Genomic DNA, 19,592 nt, shown 5'->3' on the forward strand with positions numbered 1-19,592 from the left:
TCACACCCGTTCCCATGCCGAACACGGAAGTTAAGCTCTTCAGCGCCGATGGTAGTTGGGGGCTTCCCCCTGTGAGAGTAGGACGCCGCCAAGCAATGTAAAAGACCAGCTTATTTAAAGCTGGTCTTTTTTGTTATGGTGTCTTTTTTGCAGAAGGAGCTGAGCGATATAAAAGGGAAATTTCGTTTCAGCTATATGTAAAAACTGCTGAATGATGACATAGTCGTCGCTTGCACATTGAAGGAGAAGGTCATACCACCACTCCGTTTCATATCTGGCAATCATGCTGAGATTGTAAGCGATCAAATAATGAATCAATATTTCCGGAAGCTTTAAAAAGCGGTCGCGTTCGGCCGGGAAGAAATAGGTTTCGCTTTCTAAATCGAACAGCAGGCTGGTCGAAGTGCTTGGATGCACTTCTTTTTGCTCTGAAGAAAAACCTAAACAGCCCTTGTTTTTTTGCTGAAAAGTCCAGTTCAAATGATATTCGACATGTTCGATAAACCGTTCCGCTGACATGTTGTAAGCATTGGCGATACCTTCCGGCAGCCAGATGCGGTCTCCTTGAACCACCGCTTTCATCAAGGGATTTTCTTTTCTTTGAAATAAGAGAACTTTATTGATTTCCGGAATTTTCGCCAAGAGCTGTTTCATGCTAAAACGTTCATCTTCCAAGCCTTCCAACTGAAAAAGAGATTTGATGACATGCATGCATAGGCCATTTCGTTGGATTTTCACTTCATCCTCATAAAAACGGTAATTTTGTTTTTTTCGTTTTCTGGTGGTGACACCATGGGCAAGCACTGAAGTATGGCTTGGATATGAAGGATCTGTCGTTAACAGGCAGGCTTTCAGCAACTGAGCCATTCCGTAAAACAATAGGATCGGCTTAATTTCCAGCGATGCAATCTCAGCTTGCTTATAAAAGGCTTCCGCATGTTTAAGAAAAAAAATAAACCGCTCTCCATTTTTATACGAATTTCGTTTAGGATCCTCCATTTCTTGATTTTTATATACCAGCTCAAGAAAGTTTTGGGAGGTTTCGATGGAGTAAAACAGCTCTAATTCCTTCCATCCTTTATTTTGCATGAACTCCGCTCCCCTCATGGTTATTTTCTAAAAATTACAACTGTTTTCCGCTTTCTTGACAGTCGGTTTTCATATTGATAATCTACATATAATATTTTGCCGAAAAGAGGGGGATTTACTATGTGGGAAAGCAAATTTTCAAAAGAAGGCTTAACATTCGATGATGTACTGCTTGTTCCGGCGAAATCGGAAGTTCTTCCGCGCGACGTCGATTTATCGGTTGAGCTTACTTCATCACTTAAGCTGAATGTTCCAATTATCAGTGCAGGTATGGATACTGTCACAGAAGCTCAAATGGCCATCGCGATGGCAAGACAGGGCGGAATGGGCATCATCCATAAAAACATGTCAATTGAACAGCAGGCAGAACAGGTTGACAAAGTAAAACGTTCAGAGCGCGGCGTTATTACGAATCCATTTTTCCTGACACCTGAACACCAGGTTTTTGATGCAGAGCACTTAATGGGCAAATACAGAATTTCCGGTGTACCGATCGTTGACAACACCGAAGATCAAAAACTCGTTGGAATTATTACAAACCGCGATCTCCGATTTATTTCTGACTACTCTATGAAAATCAGCGATGTGATGACAAAAGAAGAGCTTGTCACAGCTCCTGTCGGCACTACATTGGATGAAGCTGAAAAAATTCTTCAGAAATATAAAATCGAAAAACTCCCTCTTTTAGACGATCAAGGTGTTTTAAAAGGACTTATCACAATCAAAGATATCGAAAAAGTGATTGAGTTCCCGAATTCAGCAAAGGATGTTCACGGACGTCTGCTTGTAGGCGCCGCTGTCGGAGTGACCGGCGATACGATGACGCGTGTCAGAAAGCTTGTTGAAGCCAATGTCGATGTCATTGTCGTCGATACGGCGCACGGGCATTCCCAAGGTGTTCTTGATACAGTCAGAAAAATCCGTGACACTTATCCGGAATTGAACATCATTGCCGGAAACGTCGCAACTGCCGAAGGCACAAAAGCGCTGATTGAAGCCGGCGCAAATGTTGTCAAAGTCGGTATCGGACCGGGATCTATTTGTACAACCCGTGTTGTGGCTGGTGTCGGTGTTCCGCAGGTGACTGCGGTTTATGACTGTGCGACTGAAGCGAGAAAACACGGTGCGGCCATTATTGCAGACGGCGGTATCAAGTATTCCGGAGATATTGTGAAGGCTCTGGCTGCCGGAGGACATGCGGTTATGCTTGGAAGCCTCCTTGCCGGTACATCTGAAAGCCCGGGCGAGACGGAAATTTTCCAAGGCCGACGCTTTAAAGTATACCGCGGCATGGGTTCTGTCGCCGCGATGGAAAAGGGAAGCAAAGACCGCTACTTCCAAGAAGAAAATAAGAAGTTTGTCCCTGAAGGCATTGAGGGCCGGACTCCTTACAAAGGCCCTGTAGCTGATACGGTTTATCAGCTTGTCGGCGGCCTCAAATCCGGTATGGGCTACTGCGGAACAAAAGATTTGAACGCGCTGAGAGAAGATGCGCAATTCATCCGCATGACAGGTGCGGGACTGCGGGAAAGCCATCCTCACGATGTGCAAATTACCAAAGAATCGCCTAACTATACCATTTCCTAATCAAATATGACAAATATTAAACTGTAGACAGAGGCATACTCTGTCTATTTTTTTTTGCTTTATTATGATAAAATTTATAATGTTGTGTTTAAAAAATGCTTTAAGGCTTTGATATAGATTTTAGTCTGATGAAAAGCGGAGGTATCAAGATTTGAAAACCAAGAGATTTAAGCAGCTGATCATGTTTGTCGTTGCTTTTGCGGTGGCTGTGGGGGCATTTTCTCCAATGTCAAAAGCAAAAGCTGCAAATGATCCAATCAACGTAGATGCAAAAGCAGCAATATTGATAGAAGCGTCTTCAGGTAAAATTTTGTACAGTAAAAACGCGGATCAGCGTCTTCCCGTTGCCAGCATGGCCAAAATGATGACGGAGTATCTTCTTTTGGAAGCGATCCACGACGGCAAAGTAAAATGGGATCAAAAGTATACACCAGATGATTATGTGTATGAAATTTCCCAGGATCGTTCATTATCAAATGTCCCTCTTCGCAAAGACGGCTCATATACGGTAAAAGAGCTTTATCAGGCGACAGCGATCTATTCCGCCAACGGAGCGGCTATCGCACTTGCAGAAATCATTGCCGGCTCTGAATCCAACTTTGTAGAGCTTATGAACAAAAAAGCGAAAGAACTGGGCATGAAAAACTACAAATTCGTAAATGCTACAGGCTTGGAAAACAAAGATCTTCACGGCAAACATCCGAAAGGAACGAGCCCTGATGAAGAAAATGAATTATCAGCAAGAGACATGGCGCTTCTTGCCGATCATTTAGTGAATGACTATCCTGAAATCCTCGACACGGCGAGCATTGCAAAGACGAAGTTCAGAGAAGGCACAGACGATGAAATGGACATGCCGAACTGGAACTTCATGCTCAAAGGCCTTGTTGCAGAATATGATGGTGTTGACGGGCTGAAAACCGGATCAACAGATTCTGCCGGTTCATGCTTCACTGCGACTGCCAAAAGAAATGGTATGCGCGTGATTTCCGTCGTTCTCAATGCAAAAGGCGACCTACATACCGGCCGTTTTAAAGAAACGAAAAAAATGTTGGATTATGCCTTTAAACATTTCACAATGAAAGAGTTTTACGGAAAAGGCGAACAGGTGAAAGGCAATGAAACGATCAAAGTCGACAAAGGTAAGGAAACAGAAGTCGGCATCGTCACTGAAAAAGCCTTTTCAATGCCTGTAAAAAACGGTGAAGAAAAGAATTATAAGGCAAAAGTCACGCTGAACAAAGACGAACTGACCGCGCCTGTGAAAAAAGGCGAAAAAGTCGGAACCTTAACGGCAGTTTATAAGGGAGAAGAAAAGGATTACGGCTTTATCGGCAGCGATGTATCAGGCGTTCATTTAGTGACAAAAGAAGACGATGAGAAAGCAAACTGGTTTATTTTAACGATGCGGAGCATCGGCGGATTTTTCGCCGGTATTTGGAACAATATCGTTGAAATGGTAACCAGCTGGTTTTAATGGTAAAGAGCTCTATAATTAGGGCTCTTTATTGTCATATCATATGTACAACCCTAACGATTTGTGTTTAAAATAGAAATAATCTTCGTGTTTTTCCATATGATTTTGTGGAATTATAGGATACAATAAGATTAAATCTGAACATTCTATCATTGATTAGGAGGATCCTTGAAATGGCTCAAACAGGTACTGATCGTGTAAAACGCGGTATGGCAGAAATGCAGAAAGGCGGCGTCATTATGGACGTTGTCAATGCCGAACAAGCAAAAATCGCAGAAGAAGCAGGAGCTGTCGCCGTTATGGCGCTGGAACGCGTTCCGGCTGATATTCGTGCGGCCGGCGGTGTTGCCCGTATGGCTGACCCGACAATTGTCGAAGAAGTCATGAACGCCGTTTCAATTCCGGTCATGGCGAAAGCCCGTATCGGACATATCGTTGAAGCGCGTGTTCTCGAAGCTCTTGGCGTTGACTATATTGATGAAAGTGAAGTTTTGACTCCTGCGGATGAGGAATTTCATTTAAATAAAAATGAATACACTGTTCCTTTCGTGTGCGGCTGCCGTGACCTGGGAGAAGCGACGCGCCGGATCGCAGAAGGAGCTTCCATGCTGCGGACAAAAGGTGAGCCTGGAACAGGCAACATCGTTGAAGCCGTCCGACATATGAGAAAAGTGAACGCGCAAGTGCGCAAAGTCGTTGGCATGAGTGATGATGAGCTGATGACAGAAGCGAAAAATCTCGGCGCTCCTTATGAGCTGTTGAAGCAAATTAAAGCGGAAGGACGTCTTCCGGTTGTCAACTTCGCTGCCGGCGGTGTGGCAACACCGGCTGATGCCGCGTTAATGATGGAACTCGGCGCAGATGGCGTATTCGTAGGATCAGGTATTTTCAAATCTGACAATCCTGCTAAATTTGCGAAAGCGATCGTTGAAGCGACGACGCATTATACAGATTACAAGCTGATTGCCGAGCTTTCAAAAGAGCTTGGAACGGCTATGAAAGGTATCGAAATCTCAAATCTGCTGCCAGAACAGCGTATGCAAGAGCGCGGCTGGTAAGTATGAAGGAGACGGATTGACATGCTGACAATTGGTGTACTTGGACTTCAGGGAGCAGTAAGGGAACATATTCGCTCAATTGAAGCATGCGGAGCGGCCGGAAAAGTCATTAAATGGCCGGAAGAACTCAAGGAAATCGACGGTTTGATTTTGCCTGGCGGCGAAAGCACGACGATGAGGCGCCTCATCGATACGTATCAGTTCATGCAGCCTCTTCAGGAGTTCGCCGCATCCGGAAAGCCGATGTTTGGAACTTGTGCGGGCCTGATTATCCTAGCAAAAAAAATCGCCGGATCTGATGATGCTCACCTCGGGATTCTGGATGTAACGGTAGAGCGGAATTCCTTTGGAAGGCAAGTCGACAGCTTTGAGGCGGATTTAACCGTTAAAGGACTGGAAGAACCGTTTACAGGCGTATTTATCCGCGCCCCGCACATTTTGGAAGCCGGCGCTGATGTCGAAGTGCTTTCAGAGCATGACGGAAGAATTGTCGCAGCCAAACAGGGACATCTCCTCGGCTGTTCGTTCCATCCGGAGCTGACGGATGACCACAGAATGACAAAGCTGTTCATTGAGATGGCGGAAAAACACAGACAGGAAGCTGTCGTATAAAACGGTTGAAAGCTGTGAAAACTTGTAGTACATTTATAAGACAAAATAGATCGAAAAGCGTTGACAGGAAGCAGTAGGAAGCCGCTCTTTCCAAGAGAGCCGATGGTTGGTGCGAATCGGTGAAAGATGCTGTCCGAATCCATCCTTGAGCGAAATGCTGAACAAACTTAAAAGTAGGCATTTACGGGAGACCGTTATCAAAAGGAAGCGGAAAACAGGAACGGCACTGTCCTGTTTTCAATCAGGGTGGCAACGCGAGAGCTCTCGTCCCTTATATTTAGGGGACAAGGGCTCTTTTTTTCGGTCAAATCAGTAAAAAGGAGCGAGGCAGATGCTTGATGTGAAACTGCTGCGGGCAAATCTTGAGGAAATCAAACAAAAGCTTGCCCACAGGGGAGAAGATTTATCAGATTTTGATCAATTTGAGGAATTGGATGCAAAGAGAAGAGAATTGATCGTCAAAGTGGAAGAGCTGAAAGGAAAGCGTAATGAGGTATCTCAGCAGGTTGCCGCATTAAAGCGTGAGAAAAAAGATGCTGACCACCTCATTAAAGAAATGCGCGAAGTCGGTGAAGACATTAAAAAACTTGATGAAGAGCTGAGAACGGTCGAGTCTTCCCTTGATAAGATCATGCTGTCTATTCCGAACATCCCTCACGAGTCTGTTCCGGTCGGTGAGACTGAAGACGACAACGTGGAAGTTCGCAAATGGGGCGAACTTCCCGAATTTTCGTTTGAAGCGAAGCCTCATTGGGATATTGCCGATCAATTGGATATTCTCGATTTTGAGCGGGCCGGCAAGGTAACGGGAAGCCGTTTCGTTTTCTATAAAGGGCTCGGCGCCAGACTTGAACGTGCATTGTATAACTTTATGCTTGATCTCCACGTAGACGAGTACGGCTATACGGAAGTCATCCCGCCGTACATGGTGAACCGTGCAAGCATGACAGGCACCGGACAGCTGCCGAAATTTGAGGAAGATGCCTTTAAAATCAGAGAAGAAGATTATTTCTTAATTCCGACAGCGGAAGTGCCGATTACGAACCTGCATCGCGATGAAATTTTGTCAGCTGACGAGCTGCCGGTCAATTATGCGGCGTTCAGTGCGTGCTTCCGTTCAGAAGCAGGCTCAGCCGGCCGTGATACGCGCGGTTTGATTCGCCAGCACCAATTTAACAAGGTTGAACTGGTGAAATTTGTGAAGCCTGAGGATTCATATGAAGAGCTTGAAAAACTGACAAATCAAGCGGAGAAAGTTCTTCAGCTGCTTGAGCTTCCTTATCGTGTGATGAGCATGTGTACGGGCGATCTAGGGTTTACCGCTGCGAAAAAATACGATATCGAAGTATGGATTCCAAGCCAAAACACTTATCGTGAAATTTCATCTTGCAGTAACTTTGAAGCTTTCCAGGCCAGACGGGCGAATATCAGATTCAGAAGGGAAGCAAAAGGCAAGCCGGAGCATGTCCATACACTGAACGGCTCAGGCCTGGCGGTCGGCAGAACGGTCGCCGCATTATTGGAGAATTATCAGCAGGAAGACGGAAGTGTCGTCATTCCTAAAGTGCTGCGTCCATATATGGGAAACAGAGAAGTGATTAAAGCATAGGAAAAAGGTGCGTCAAGTACGCACCTTTTTTATTTAAGCGACCATACCGCAGCGATATTCCGCGCGCAGCGCTCCAAATATAGGCTTCCGTTGGCCAGGGAGTCCTCAAGGGATTGGATCCCCGGCACAATCGAGAAAAGAGCTGATATTCCTTTTTCATAAACGAGTTCACAGCCGTCGCCCAGCGAACCGGCGAAAGCGATGACGGGGATGCCTGCGGCGACAGCCCTTTTTGCGATTCCTGCGGGTGTTTTCCCATAGATGGTTTGACCGTCTATTTTTCCTTCGCCTGTAATGATAAGGTCTGCTCCTTTGATCCGTTCTGAAAAAGATAAGGTGTCCAAGACAATGTCAACACCGCTTTTTAATTCAGCTTGTAAAAAGGCGTACAAGCCTGCCCCGAGACCGCCTGCCGCGCCGGCGCCCGGGAGTGTATCAGCTTCGAGATGTAATTCGTCTCGGATCATTGCAGCATAGTGTTTCAAATGCTGGTCCAAAAGAGCAACCATTTCACCAGTCGCTCCCTTTTGCGGACCGAAGACGGCGGATGCCCCGCGCGGCCCTGTCAGCGGATTATCGACATCACAAGCCGCTTCAAATTTGATTTGTTTTAATTTCGGATCAAGACCGCTCACATCAATGCGGGCAATGTCAGAAAGCGCTCCGCCTCCATCTCGGATTTCCTTTCCATTCGAGTCCAGAAATTTGACGCCGAGTGCGCTGGCCATCCCGGCTCCGCCGTCGTTTGTGGCGCTTCCGCCTAAACCGATGATGATTTTGGCCGCCCCTTTTTCCACGGCATCCATGATTAATTCTCCGGTTCCTCTTGTTGTCGTCTGGAGCGGGTTGCGCTGTGCTGGGGGAATGAGGTGAAGGCCAGATGCTTCCGCCATTTCAATGACGGCCGTTTTTCCGTCTCCGAGAAGCCCGTATGCCGCTTTCACCGGTGTCCTGAGAGGTCCTGTCACCTGTTTGTACATCAATTCCCCGCCCGTTGCGTCAACCAGAGCCTGAACGGTCCCTTCTCCGCCGTCGGCAACCGGAATTTTAATATATTCGGCATCTGGGAGCACAGCTTTAAAGCCTTTTTCAATGCTGGCGGCCGCTTCCGGCGATGTCATGCTTTCCTTGAATGAATCAGGTGCAATCACGATTTTCATAGCTTCTGCTCCTTTTTAAATAAAGAATTGAAAAATGCCAAAAATCAAGGTTGAGATGATCGTTAAAATCAAGCCGATGAGGGATTCGTACGGAATCAGTTTGAGCCGTTCTTTCATCGCCATGAATACACTGCCGCCTGTCGCATGAAAGAAACTTCCGTGGGGCATGTGATCAAGTACGGTAGCTCCGGCGTGTATCATCGCCGCCCCTGCGAGGCCGGCGACGCCAAGGTCAAGCAGAGTCGGACCGAATACACTGCTGGCAACTGCGGTACCTGCTGTTGTGGAAGCTGTCGCCATGGACATCAGCATGCCTGAAATCGGAGCTAAGAGAAACGACGGCAGACCCAAGCCGACAAGGGTGTCGGTAATGAAAGAATTGAGTTTGGAGTTGGCAATGATTCCTGCAAGGGTTCCAGTCCCGATCAGCATCACGGCAACGCCTGACATTTTCGACAGTCCTGAAGCGGCAAAATCCTTCAGTTTGCCCGCTTGTCCCGATGCGATCGCAGTGACGAGGCCTCCCGCCGGCAGAGCGATAATCGGATCAATCGTAATTCCTGCCGCAGGCCTTAAGGCGAGCAACAGGATGGACACCACCGGACCGCTGAGCGCCGCCCAAAATGCCGGCAGGTGTTGAGCCGTTTGGGTTTCAATCTCATTTGCAGCCACTTTTGTTCCTTTATTTGAAAGGCGTTTTGCCAGCAAGTAAGTGGCGCACAATCCGAAAACAGCGGGAATGATCCCTGCGGCCATCACGGATGTCAAAGGGACGTGAAAGGCATCTGAAGCGGCAATGGCATTAGGGTTTGGCGACATGATATTGCCCGCTTTCCCCCCGCCGATCATTGCCAACAGAATGGCCGCTTTGCTGATAAAGGTCCGTCTCGCGATCGCCAGGGCAATCGGAGCGACTGTGATGACAGCGACATCAACAAATACGCCGACCGTTGTTGATGGCCGTTGCCAATGTTAAGGCAAGCAGCGCCCTTTTTTCTCCGATCTTATTGACAATGGTTTCCGCAATCACTGCTGCGGAGCCGGATTGAATCAGAACGCCGGCGAGCACGCCTGCCGCCAAGATGCGGAGCACCGCAGGAATCATGTTTTTAGCACCTGCTATCATCAAATCCGTCGTCTCTATTAAATCTGCGCCGCCGATTAAGCCTCCGGTCAATGCGCCGATCATCATGCCGTAAGCCGGCGGGACTTTTTTCAGAATGAGAAAGATTGATATGGCTAATGCGCATAAGGCGCCTATTGCATTGATTTGAATATCCATGTGCATACCCTCCCTTACGTCCAATTGTAAACGCTTTCTGTATAAGGGAGAATTGGTCAGGTATACGGATTTCGTTCTTTTATCCTATATTAAAATTGTTCATTTGCACAAAAGGGTGAAAAAAGCGTAATGGCTGTATACAGTTTGAATAGGTCGTCAAACCGTTTTGGATTGCACCCTGTCGCTATTTCAACCTTTCTCAACCGGTAGTTTAATGTGTTGCGGTGAATAAAGAGTCTTGATGAAGTTTCCCCAATTTCGCCGTTTTCTTCTATGTAGCAGAGGAGGGTATGGATTAATTCGCCTTTTTGATCTGCTTGAGAAAGGTGATCCCAGATGTTTCGAAAATGAATCTCCTGATCAGGATGCTCTATCTTTGATAATAAAACAGGAATCGCAAACTCTCGATAATCGAATAAACGACAACTGTTTTTAGCAATCTTGAGCGTTTGTTTTGCACTTTGATAGGAAAATGGCAGCTGCTGAAGCTGATCCGCCTGCTCGCCAAGCGCGCCTCTGATCGTTTTCCATTGGCTGAGCCAGCTGTTCCAAGATGAAAAGAGCTCTGACCTGCTTTTAGTGGGGACGCTTGCCAGAATAACTGCGATCTCTTTTAAAGAAATATTGGCGTACAAATCTTTCGCGGTTAAATGCTTTTCAAGTTTTTTAATAAATGCCGGTTTCATATCAGCTGATGGCAGTTCAAACACAAGACAAGTACGCTGGCCGTCTAGCGGTATGTTCAATCGCTCCGCTCGTTCAAGGAAGTCAAGGGATGCTAGATCAGCCCCCTGAATCATTTGGATGACCGTTTCTTCGCGAAGCCTTTGATCCCATGTCAGCTGTTTTGTTAAAAATGCCTGTTCGACAGTAAGCTCCGCCGCCATTTTAACAAGTTCCCCATAACGGCTGACTTCAGCAGGCGGCCCCGTGATTCCAATAACGCCGATTATTTCATCATGAAATACGATGGGAAGGTTAACGCCGGGTTTTGTGCCCGTTAAAGCCGAGCATTCTTCAGGCGTAATGCTGATAACCTTTTCAGCTGCAAGTGCATCCTTCGCTCCAGCGTGTTCATCACCGATTCTCGAGCGGTCTCCTGAAGCGATGATAACCCCGTTTTCATCCATCATATTAATGTTGTGCCGAATAATCGACATGGTTCTGTCGACAATTTCCGCCGCCAATTCTTTTGATAGGTAATTCATTTCATCATGCTCCCGCCTAAGATCGTTTTTTAAATGGTGATTGTTCCGCCGATCCAGCCTTTTATGAATGGCTTTAAGACCGATATTTCGGCTGTCGTCTATATGATATGGAGCCGTTTAAAATAGAATAAGCAAATAAATCGCCATTGCCTCAACCTGCTATAAATAAAATAATCAAACGGTAGATACCCCACTCTGGGAGATGATCCCCGAATGTATCATTGATGCCATCTGTCATTTTTAAGAGGCTGACCAGTTCATCAAGGAAAGAGACGCCGAGGAGTTCTTCTGTTTTCTGTTTCAATAGGTCTGTTCAGCGTGTAAGCTTGAGGCAAACGACTTATAAAATGTTTCCACAATGCCATCGCCCTTTGCGTTTATCATCATTTTTGCATATAATGAGAAGGGTGAACAATAAAATAAATTTTTTATTAAAAAATCCCTTGACTTAAAAAGATAGGACATGTTATATTAATTCTTGTCGATACGGAGGAATACCCAAGTCTGGCTGAAGGGATCGGTCTTGAAAACCGACAGGGGTGTCAAAGCCCGCGGGGGTTCGAATCCCTCTTCCTCCGCCATTATTGATTTGCATTTTAGTGATTGACTAAGCATAAATTGGAGATTGTGTTGCCGCTGCCTGGATAGGGCGGCGGTTTTTTTGTATATTTTTCAGGAAAAGAGCGGAAAAAAACCGCTCTTTTTTTGATGTCTATCTTTGAATGGCTTCGCTTATTTTTTCAATGATCGGGTCTAGTGAGGCGGAATTGTTGAACAGATCGTAGTCGTCGATATTGACCCTTACGACAGGGCAGGCATTAAAGCCGCTGATCCAGTTTTCGTACCTTGTGTACATTTCCTCCCAGTAAGATCGGTCAGTCTGCAGTTCCATCTCCCGTCCGCGTTTTTGGATGCGGTCGAGAATTGATTCCAAATCGCCCTCCAAATATACTAAGACGTCAGGGCGGGGGAAGTACGGTGTCATGACCATCGCCTCGAACAGGCTTGTATAGGTCTTATAGTCGACTTTTGACATTGTTCCTTTATCGGCGTGCATCTTGGCGAAAATCCCTGTGTCTTCATAAATCGAACGGTCTTGGACAAAGCCGCCGCCTGATTCAAAAATATATTTCTGTTCTTTAAAGCGTTCCGCCAAAAAGAAAATCTGTAAATGAAAGCTCCAGCGTTCAAAGTCATGATAAAAAGCTTCCAAATAAGGGTTGTTTACCACTTCTTCAAGAGATGTTTTAAATCCGAGTCTTTTTGCCAGCTCTTTTGTTAAAGTCGATTTCCCGACTCCTACCGTTCCTGCAACAGTAATAATGGCGTCACTTGGAATATGATGTACACTCATCGAATATACTCCTTTACTTGATCGGCAATCCGCTTAAAAACGGCTTCCGATAAAACAAAATCTTCTTGATCTCCATTGATTTCGATAATGGGCAGCGATGGATCGGCTTCTTTGATGTGTCTGATCGCAGCGTCATAATCCTTGATCAGCTGCTCCAAATAATGCTTGTCCATTTGCTGTTCAAACGGCCGTCCGCGCTTTTTGATCCGCTTTAACAATGTCGGAAGGCTTGCCCGGATATAGATGATCATGTTCGGTTTCGGCAAATCCTCTGTCAAGAGCCCGTAAATTTTTCTGTATTTCTCCAGCTTTTGGCCTTCCAGTGTCCGCTCCGCAAAAATCAGGTTTTTATAAATATGGTAATCCGAGATGACGGGCTTGTTGTTATGTAAATACTTTTTCTCGGTATCTTCAAGCTGCTTATAGCGATTGCAGAGGAAAAACATTTCCAGCTGAAAGCTCCACTCATCTTTATCCTCGTAAAATTTGTCTAGAAAAGGGTTCTCTTCGACAATTTCTTTGACTAGTGACAATGAGAGCGTTTCTGAAAGCATGCAGGCCAATGTTGTTTTTCCCGCCCCGATGGGACCTTCGACAGCGATGAAAGGGGCTGTATTCATAGATGTCCTCCTACTTTTAGAAAAGTCGTTTGCTTTTGATTTTAACCATTCATATTGTATCACATCATCCTCTTTCGACATGAAAAAAACGTTCCGTTAACTTGGGAACGTCCTTTTCACAATGTGAAATTGATCACCAAGCAAAAGCCAGTTCTGCGGGAATGACAGGCCGAGCTTCCAATAGCTGATTCCTCTTAAGTTTAATTCTTTGATCAAATCGAATTTCGCCTGGATGGATCTCGCATCTTCAAACCAGACTTCATGCCGCTTGCCCGCTTTGTCTGTATAGCGGAAAAAGGGTGCCTGGGCTGTTTCGTCAAACGATATGGCCGCATTATTTTCGCTTGCGATTTGTATCGCCTGCTGCGGACTGATGGCTCTGGCCAATTCCCCTCCGGGAGTATACGGAAGAGTCCAATCATAGCCGTACAGGTTTTGTCCCATGACAATTTTATTGGCGGGCATTTCTGTGAGCGCGTACTCGATAACATCCCGTACAGGCCCGATCGGCGACACCGCCATTGGCGGACCTCCGCTGTACCCCCATTCATATGTCATCAGCACGACAAAATCGACAATTTGACCGTGCGCCCGGTAGTCGTGGGCTTCATACCATTGTCCCGGCTGATCGGCTCTTGTTTTCGGCGCGAGGGCGGTTGAGATCAACCAACCTTCCCGTCTGAAACGATCCCGGGCTTCCCGAAGAAATTGATTATATGCTTCTCTATCCTCCGGCCTTAAGTATTCAAAGTCAAAATGAATGTCTTTGAAACCGTATCTCCTGGCGGCGGCCACAATGTTATTCAGCAATCTGTTTTTGACATTCTCGTCCCTCAAGATGATCCTGCCGAGCTCAGCGCTGAATGCTTCATTTTCAAGATTGGTCACAATCATCATCATGGTCGTCCGCTGTCTGTCGGCAATTTCTTTTAAACCGTTGAGCGGCGGTTCTTCAAGTGTGCCGTCCCGTTTTGCCTGAAAGCTGAAAGCGCCGAGATATGTCAGGTATGGCACCGCCTCTCTTGCCGCCTGCTGAAGAGCGGGGCTGACCGTTTCTCCGCGGGGCTCTATATAAGCGTTTGATTCGATGTTCCGCTTTGGCCGCGGAGGGATGTACAGCAGTATTCCGACAGGCAAAACGGCGGTGATCAGAATGCGGTTGATTCTGGCCAGTTCAGCAGGGGGGATATTAAAGCGCGCCGCAATCGATGCCAGTGTATCTCCTTGTCTGACTTCATAAAATTGGCCGGCAATCGGGATGACGATGGTTTGTCCGACCACAAGCCGATTTGGATTGGGAATTTCATTTGTTTCGACAATTTCATTGACCGTCGTCCTGTACCGGTTCGCAATTCTATATAAGGTATCGCCTCTTTGCACGACATAAATCTGAATGGAAAACGCCTCCTTTCTCATTGCTACCAATATATGAGGAAAGGAAGTGTTTCATGCTCTAAGTTTTCCTCATGAGATTTTGGGCGGTGGTGATATTGGCAAACAGGACATTCTCCATCATCGTCACTGCATATCGGTTATCTTTTTCATGATTTGAAGCAATGCAATCGCGAGGGATCGTGATTTTATATTCACGCATATAGGCGTCATTTGCTGTGAAAAGTACGCAAATATTGCCGGCGATTCCCGTAATGATTAAATGATTGATATGAAGTTCATTTAATAATGTTTCAAGAGCGGTTCCGTAAAAGGCCGAGTGTTTCGGCTTGATTAAAAAATAGTCCCTTTCTGTGGGCGCGAGCTGTTTAATGATGTTTTCACTTTTGCCATTCTTGCATTTCTTTATAATGGCAGCAATATCCGCTTGCCAAATTCCGAAATGGTCATTAATGTAGATGATAGGCCAATTGATATGTTCGGCATGTTTTTTTAGAGCCAGAATATTGTCGGCTATCTCCTCCGTTTTTTTGGAAAGTGTGTGACCCATATCGAAATGAAAATCATTGATGATGTCTACAATAATGAGTGCGGTATCTGAAGTGGACAAGGCCGCTTTGTCTCCTTTCAGGTTCATATTTCATTTCTATATGTTAGCCTTTCTTGATGGGGAAAAAACATTGAAAGAGTGCATGCAGATGACACAAGACGAGCTTTATATGAAGGAAGCGATCCGCGAAGCGAAAAAAGCTGAAGAAAAAGGAGAGGTGCCGATCGGCGCCGTGCTGGTTCTGGATGGCGAAATCATTGCCCGTGCCCATAACTTAAGGGAGACGGAACAAAGGTCGCTTGCACACGCGGAGATGCTTGTCATTGACGAAGCGTGCAGGAAGCTGGGAACCTGGCGGCTTGAAAGAGCGGTGCTTTACGTGACGCTTGAGCCCTGTCCGATGTGTGCCGGAGCGGCTGTGCTTTCCCGGATCGATAAAGTAGTATTCGGCGCATTCGACCCAAAAGGCGGCTGTGCAGGTACTTTAATGAACCTTCTTGAGGAGGAGCGGTTTAATCATCAGGCAGAAGTGGTCAGCGGTGTAATGGAAGAGGAATGCGGCCGGCTGCTCAGCGATTTTTTCCAGCGTCTTCGCGCAAAAAAGAAAGCGGAAAAGCAAAACAAACCGCAATGACGGATATTTGCAATTTAGGATGAAACAAGTTATACTAATGAGTGCGTCACAAGCAGACGCATGATAATTTGATATTTATTTTGCCGTGCTAAGCGGGGAGGTAGCGGTGCCCTGTACTCGCAATCCGCTCGAGCGAGGCCGAACTCCTTTCTCGAGGTTCGTTTACTTTAAGGTCTGCCTTAAGCAAGTGGTGTTGACGCTTGGGTCCTGCGCAATGGGAATCCATGAACCATGTCAGGTCCGGAAGGAAGCAGCATTAAGTGGAACCTTCCATGTGCCGCAGGGTTGCCTGGGCTGAGCTAACTGCTTAAGTAACGCTTAGGGTAGCGAATCGACAGAAGGTGCACGGTAAATCAATCATCAAATTAAAGACTCATCTATTTAAAGATAGATGAGTTTTTTTCTTAAGAAGAGCTTTTGGAATTGAAAGCCGCTTCATGTATAATAAAGTTGAAGATATCAAGAGGAGGGCGTATTTGTGAGTTACCAGGCTTTATACAGAGTGTTCAGGCCGCAGTTATTTGAAGATGTAGTCGGTCAGGAGCACATCACGAAAACGTTGCAAAATGCCCTTTTACAAAAGAAATTTTCGCACGCTTACTTGTTTTCCGGACCGAGGGGAACGGGAAAGACAAGCGCTGCAAAACTGTTTGCCAAAGCGGTCAACTGTGAGCATGCTCCAGTCAGTGAACCGTGTAACGAATGTTCCGCGTGCAAAGGCATTACAAACGGTGCGATTTCAGACGTAATCGAAATCGATGCCGCATCCAACAACGGTGTGGATGAAATACGCGACATTCGCGATAAAGTCAAATTTGCCCCGTCCGCTGTGACGTATAAAGTATATATCATAGATGAAGTACATATGCTTTCTATTGGCGCATTTAACGCACTTCTTAAAACACTTGAAGAACCGCCTGAGCATTGTATTTTTATTCTCGCAACGACAGAGCCTCATAAAATCCCTTTAACCATTATTTCTCGATGTCAGCGTTTTGACTTTAAAAGAATCACGTCCCAGGCGATTGTCGGACGAATGAACAAAATCGTTGAAACGGAGCAGTTCAAGGTGGAGGAAGGCGCCTTGGAAATCATTGCCGGAGCAGCAGACGGAGGAATGAGGGATGCTTTAAGCCTTCTGGATCAAGCGATATCCTTCAGCGGCGAGGAGCTTACGATCGATGATGCCTTGCTGATCACGGGAGCCGTGTCTCAGCATTATATAGGAAAACTGGCGAATTCGCTTTATGAAAAAAATGTTTCCGGCGCGTTAGAGACACTGAACGAACTGCTGCAACAGGGGAAAGACCCGGCAAAGCTGATCGAGGATATGATCTTCTATTTCCGGGATATGCTTCTCTATCAAACCGCGCCCGACTTAGAAGGCGTGCTTGAAAAGGTGAAAGTTGACGAAGAGTTCCAAAGCCTCTCCCGTCAAATTCCTGCGCCTGCTCTTTATGAAATGATTGATATTTTAAATAAAAGTCACCAGGAAATGAAATGGACGAATCATCCGCGCATCTTTTTTGAGGTTGCGGTTGTGAAGCTCTGCCAAGGAGCGGCAAAAGCGGAGGCGCCTTCAGCGGGGCAGCCGGAGGTGGAAAACCTCGTCAACAAGGTCCGCCTTCTTGAACAGGAAATTGAAAGGCTCAAAACATCGGGGATACAGGTTTCCGCGGCTCCAAGTCAGCCGAAGGAAGCGCCCCGTCCTCACAAAAGCGCGAAAAACGGATATAAGGCGCCTGTCGGTCGCATCCATGAAATTTTAAAAGACGCCACAAGGGCGGACCTCGAAAAATTAAAGGGCTTCTGGGGAGAGCTGCTTGCTCAGCTCAAACAGCAAAATAAGGTGTCGCACGCCGCTCTTTTAAATGACAGCGAGCCGGTGGCGTCGTCTTCCAAGGCATTTGTTCTTTCGTTTAAATATGAAATCCATTGCAAAATGGTTGCCGAGGATAATAATGGAGTCCGAACAAACCTCGAGCACATATTGGAGGGAATGCTCGGCCACAGAATAGATATAGTTGGCGTTCCTGAAGCCCAATGGGGTAAAATAAGAAAAGAATTTTTGCAAGATCATCAGCAGGAAGACACAGAAGCGAATGAATCAAAAGAAGAAGATCCGCTCATAGCAGAAGCGAAAAAGCTCGTTGGGGCGGAATTGATTGAAATTAAAGAATAAAACATGAAAGAGAGTGGATGATCAGTATGCGCGGTGGAATGGGAAATATGCAAAAAATGATGAAGCAAATGCAAAAAATGCAAAAGGATATGCAAAAGGCACAGGAAGAACTGGCTGAAAAGGTGCTTGAAGGCACAGCAGGCGGAGGAATGGTCACCGTTAAAGTGAACGGTCAAAAAGAAGTCATCGATGTAATCATTAACGAAGAAGCCGTCGACCCTGACGATGTAGAAATGCTTCAAGATCTCGTCCTTGCAGCGACAAACGACGCTTTGAAAAAAGTTGACGAAGTGACAAATGAAACAATGGGTAAGTTTACAAAAGGGATGAACATGCCGGGTTTATTCTAGGAGGAAAATAAGAATGCAGTATCCTGAACCAATATCAAAGCTGATTGACAGCTTTATGAAATTGCCAGGAATCGGACCCAAAACGGCGGTCCGTCTGGCTTTTTTTGTTCTCAGTATGAAAGAAGATGTTGTGTTAGATTTTGCAAAGGCATTGGTAAACGCAAAGCGCAATTTGACATATTGTTCGATTTGCGGCCACATAACGGATCAAGATCCCTGCTATATTTGCGAAGATACGAGAAGAGACAAATCGGTCATATGTGTTGTTCAGGATCCAAAAGATGTCATTGCCATGGAAAAAATGAAGGAATACGAAGGCTTGTACCATGTGCTGCATGGTGCAATTTCTCCGATGGATGGCATTGGACCGGAAGATATTAAAATTCCCGAATTGCTGAAGCGATTGCAGGATGATCAAGTAACTGAAGTGATTCTCGCCACAAACCCAAATATAGAAGGAGAAGCAACTGCCATGTACATTTCGAGGCTTTTAAAGCCATCTGGCATCAAGCTGTCCCGCATTGCCCATGGACTTCCGGTCGGCGGCGATTTGGAATATGCAGATGAAGTCACTCTTTCTAAAGCGCTAGAAGGCAGACGTGAAATGTAGAGGGAGGATTGCAAGACCATGGGTTTTCTTCGGAAAAAGAAGCTTAGAAAAGAATTTGATAACAAGCTGGTTGAACAGCTGATGCAGCAAAAAGAAGAATGGAACAGGCAACAGCGGCTGATTGAAAACAGCCTTGAGCCTTCCGCTGAAGTCCTCTACGAGTTGAAAGTAGCTGAAGCAAAGTACTTTTTTTATTTGCGGGAAGCCAAAAAAAGAAACTTAAGAATCGGCGGATGGAAGTAGCAGGTCTATTTACGTGAATCTCTTCATATGCTTGTACTAGAAAAGGTGAGGAGTGAGAGAGTTCATGGGATCTGTTATCATTATCGGGGCAATTGCGGCTTTGGTTGCCCTGCTGTTTTTTTCAAAGACCGCCTTTAAACCTTTAAAATGGATCGGGACGATTGCCGTTCGATTGATCATCGGCGCCCTGTTGTTGTTTTGTGTAAATCTGTTTGGAGAAAGCATTGGCATTCATGTGCCGATTAATATTGTGACAACGGGGGTCAGCGGATTATTAGGTGTACCGGGGGTAGCGGCTCTCATCGTAATTAAACAATTTATCGCTGTTTAAATTATTGTTGACATCTGTTCTTAAAGGTGTTAAATTTATATTCGTCGCTAATGACGAATTATTTTTTTTGAAAAAAGTTATTGACGACACATCAGATTGATGTTAATATATTATAGTCGCTTCGAGAGAGGCAACGAAGTTCTTTGAAAACTAAACAAGACAAAACGTACCTGTTAATTCATTTTTATAAATCGCACATGCGAGTGTGCGTAGTCATTATCAAACTTTTCATGGAGAGTTTGAT

The 19,592-nt window shown here is 45.8% G+C and carries 18 protein-coding genes, 1 tRNA gene, 1 rRNA gene, 1 other RNA gene, 1 pseudogene and 1 other annotated feature; of the genes and pseudogenes, 14 read left to right on the forward strand and 8 right to left on the reverse strand.

The window, feature by feature from the left end:
* Positions 1-94 (forward strand): 5S ribosomal RNA (rrf, locus tag ACINLD_RS21960); the annotation flags it as partial.
* A gap of 20 nt (positions 95-114) precedes the next feature.
* Here rrf and ACINLD_RS21965 read toward each other — a convergent pair.
* Positions 115-1,089, reverse strand: coding sequence for a YaaC family protein (locus tag ACINLD_RS21965; protein ID WP_077735241.1), 975 nt, complete (start codon positions 1,087-1,089; stop codon positions 115-117).
* Positions 1,090-1,209: 120 nt separating this feature from the next.
* Here ACINLD_RS21965 and guaB point away from each other — a divergent pair, with 120 nt between their 5' ends.
* The 5 genes from guaB to serS all read left to right on the forward strand — a co-directional run bounded on the left by guaB (position 1,210) and on the right by serS (position 7,432).
* Positions 1,210-2,676 (forward strand): IMP dehydrogenase, encoded by a 1,467-nt coding sequence (guaB, locus tag ACINLD_RS21970; protein ID WP_026586096.1) that lies wholly within the window; start codon positions 1,210-1,212, stop codon positions 2,674-2,676.
* 181 nt (positions 2,677-2,857) lie between these two features.
* Entirely contained in the window at positions 2,858-4,153 is a 1,296-nt protein-coding gene (locus tag ACINLD_RS21975) for a D-alanyl-D-alanine carboxypeptidase family protein (RefSeq protein ID WP_409445322.1), read from the forward strand.
* Between the two features lie 173 nt (positions 4,154-4,326).
* Positions 4,327-5,211: a pyridoxal 5'-phosphate synthase lyase subunit PdxS gene (pdxS, locus tag ACINLD_RS21980; protein ID WP_026586098.1), complete on the forward strand. Its 885-nt coding sequence runs from the start codon at positions 4,327-4,329 to the stop codon at positions 5,209-5,211.
* A 21-nt stretch (positions 5,212-5,232) separates the two neighbouring features.
* Positions 5,233-5,823, forward strand: coding sequence for a pyridoxal 5'-phosphate synthase glutaminase subunit PdxT (pdxT, locus tag ACINLD_RS21985; RefSeq protein WP_026586099.1), 591 nt, complete (start codon positions 5,233-5,235; stop codon positions 5,821-5,823).
* Positions 5,824-5,874: 51 nt separating this feature from the next.
* Positions 5,875-6,098: a binding site (T-box leader), on the forward strand.
* 56 nt (positions 6,099-6,154) lie between these two features.
* Entirely contained in the window at positions 6,155-7,432 is a 1,278-nt protein-coding gene (gene serS, locus ACINLD_RS21990; RefSeq protein ID WP_026586100.1) for a serine--tRNA ligase, read from the forward strand.
* Between the two features lie 29 nt (positions 7,433-7,461).
* On the opposite strand, the gene ACINLD_RS21995 is transcribed toward serS, so the two are convergent.
* From ACINLD_RS21995 to ACINLD_RS22005, 3 genes and pseudogenes are all read right to left on the reverse strand, one after another.
* On the reverse strand, positions 7,462-8,592 hold the full coding sequence (locus tag ACINLD_RS21995) for a glycerate kinase (RefSeq protein ID WP_410207188.1): 1,131 nt from the start codon (positions 8,590-8,592) through the stop codon (positions 7,462-7,464).
* Between the two features lie 15 nt (positions 8,593-8,607).
* Positions 8,608-9,874 (reverse strand): annotated as a pseudogene (locus ACINLD_RS22000) (GntP family permease).
* A gap of 89 nt (positions 9,875-9,963) precedes the next feature.
* Positions 9,964-11,082, reverse strand: a complete 1,119-nt coding sequence (locus ACINLD_RS22005) for a CdaR family transcriptional regulator (protein ID WP_026586103.1) — start codon at positions 11,080-11,082, stop codon at positions 9,964-9,966.
* A 488-nt stretch (positions 11,083-11,570) separates the two neighbouring features.
* On the opposite strand from ACINLD_RS22005, the gene ACINLD_RS22010 reads away from it, so the two are divergent.
* A tRNA-Ser gene (locus tag ACINLD_RS22010) sits at positions 11,571-11,663 on the forward strand.
* 131 nt (positions 11,664-11,794) lie between these two features.
* Here the strand turns inward: ACINLD_RS22010 and dck are convergent.
* The 4 genes from dck to ACINLD_RS22030 all read right to left on the reverse strand — a co-directional run bounded on the left by dck (position 11,795) and on the right by ACINLD_RS22030 (position 15,058).
* Positions 11,795-12,436, reverse strand: coding sequence for a deoxyadenosine/deoxycytidine kinase (dck, locus tag ACINLD_RS22015; protein ID WP_277692184.1), 642 nt, complete (start codon positions 12,434-12,436; stop codon positions 11,795-11,797).
* Entirely contained in the window at positions 12,433-13,056 is a 624-nt protein-coding gene (locus tag ACINLD_RS22020) for a deoxynucleoside kinase (RefSeq protein ID WP_277692187.1), read from the reverse strand. The genes dck and ACINLD_RS22020 overlap by 4 nt, the downstream gene beginning before the upstream one ends.
* A gap of 96 nt (positions 13,057-13,152) precedes the next feature.
* A complete protein-coding gene (locus ACINLD_RS22025) occupies positions 13,153-14,472 on the reverse strand; it encodes a glycosyl hydrolase family 18 protein (protein WP_409445321.1) in 1,320 nt (439 codons plus the stop codon).
* Positions 14,473-14,509: 37 nt separating this feature from the next.
* A complete protein-coding gene (locus ACINLD_RS22030; RefSeq protein WP_277692192.1) occupies positions 14,510-15,058 on the reverse strand; it encodes a cysteine hydrolase family protein in 549 nt (182 codons plus the stop codon).
* An 88-nt stretch (positions 15,059-15,146) separates the two neighbouring features.
* On the opposite strand from ACINLD_RS22030, the gene tadA reads away from it, so the two are divergent.
* The 7 genes from tadA (at position 15,147) to ACINLD_RS22065 (ending at position 19,348) form a co-directional block, all read left to right on the forward strand.
* Positions 15,147-15,632 carry a tRNA adenosine(34) deaminase TadA gene (gene tadA, locus ACINLD_RS22035; RefSeq protein WP_026586108.1) on the forward strand — a complete coding sequence of 162 codons (486 nt, stop codon included), beginning with the start codon at positions 15,147-15,149 and terminating at the stop codon, positions 15,630-15,632.
* Positions 15,633-15,715: 83 nt separating this feature from the next.
* Positions 15,716-15,981, forward strand: an RNA gene (gene ffs / locus ACINLD_RS22040) — signal recognition particle sRNA large type.
* A gap of 129 nt (positions 15,982-16,110) precedes the next feature.
* The gene (gene dnaX / locus ACINLD_RS22045) at positions 16,111-17,814 is read left to right on the forward strand and encodes a DNA polymerase III subunit gamma/tau (RefSeq protein WP_077735238.1); all 1,704 of its coding nucleotides are present in this window, start codon (positions 16,111-16,113) and stop codon (positions 17,812-17,814) included.
* Positions 17,815-17,840: 26 nt separating this feature from the next.
* Positions 17,841-18,164 (forward strand): YbaB/EbfC family nucleoid-associated protein, encoded by a 324-nt coding sequence (locus tag ACINLD_RS22050; protein ID WP_026586110.1) that lies wholly within the window; start codon positions 17,841-17,843, stop codon positions 18,162-18,164.
* Positions 18,165-18,177: 13 nt separating this feature from the next.
* Positions 18,178-18,774, forward strand: a complete 597-nt coding sequence (gene recR, locus ACINLD_RS22055; protein ID WP_026586111.1) for a recombination protein RecR — start codon at positions 18,178-18,180, stop codon at positions 18,772-18,774.
* 18 nt (positions 18,775-18,792) lie between these two features.
* Positions 18,793-19,017, forward strand: coding sequence for a YaaL family protein (locus ACINLD_RS22060; RefSeq protein WP_026586112.1), 225 nt, complete (start codon positions 18,793-18,795; stop codon positions 19,015-19,017).
* A gap of 64 nt (positions 19,018-19,081) precedes the next feature.
* The gene (locus ACINLD_RS22065; RefSeq protein ID WP_026586113.1) at positions 19,082-19,348 is read left to right on the forward strand and encodes a pro-sigmaK processing inhibitor BofA family protein; all 267 of its coding nucleotides are present in this window, start codon (positions 19,082-19,084) and stop codon (positions 19,346-19,348) included.
* Positions 19,349-19,592: the final 244 nt, after the last annotated feature.

Source organism: Bacillus sp. z60-11 (assembly GCF_046464135.1).
Taxonomy (GTDB): Bacteria; Bacillota; Bacilli; order Bacillales; family Bacillaceae; genus Bacillus; species Bacillus sonorensis_A.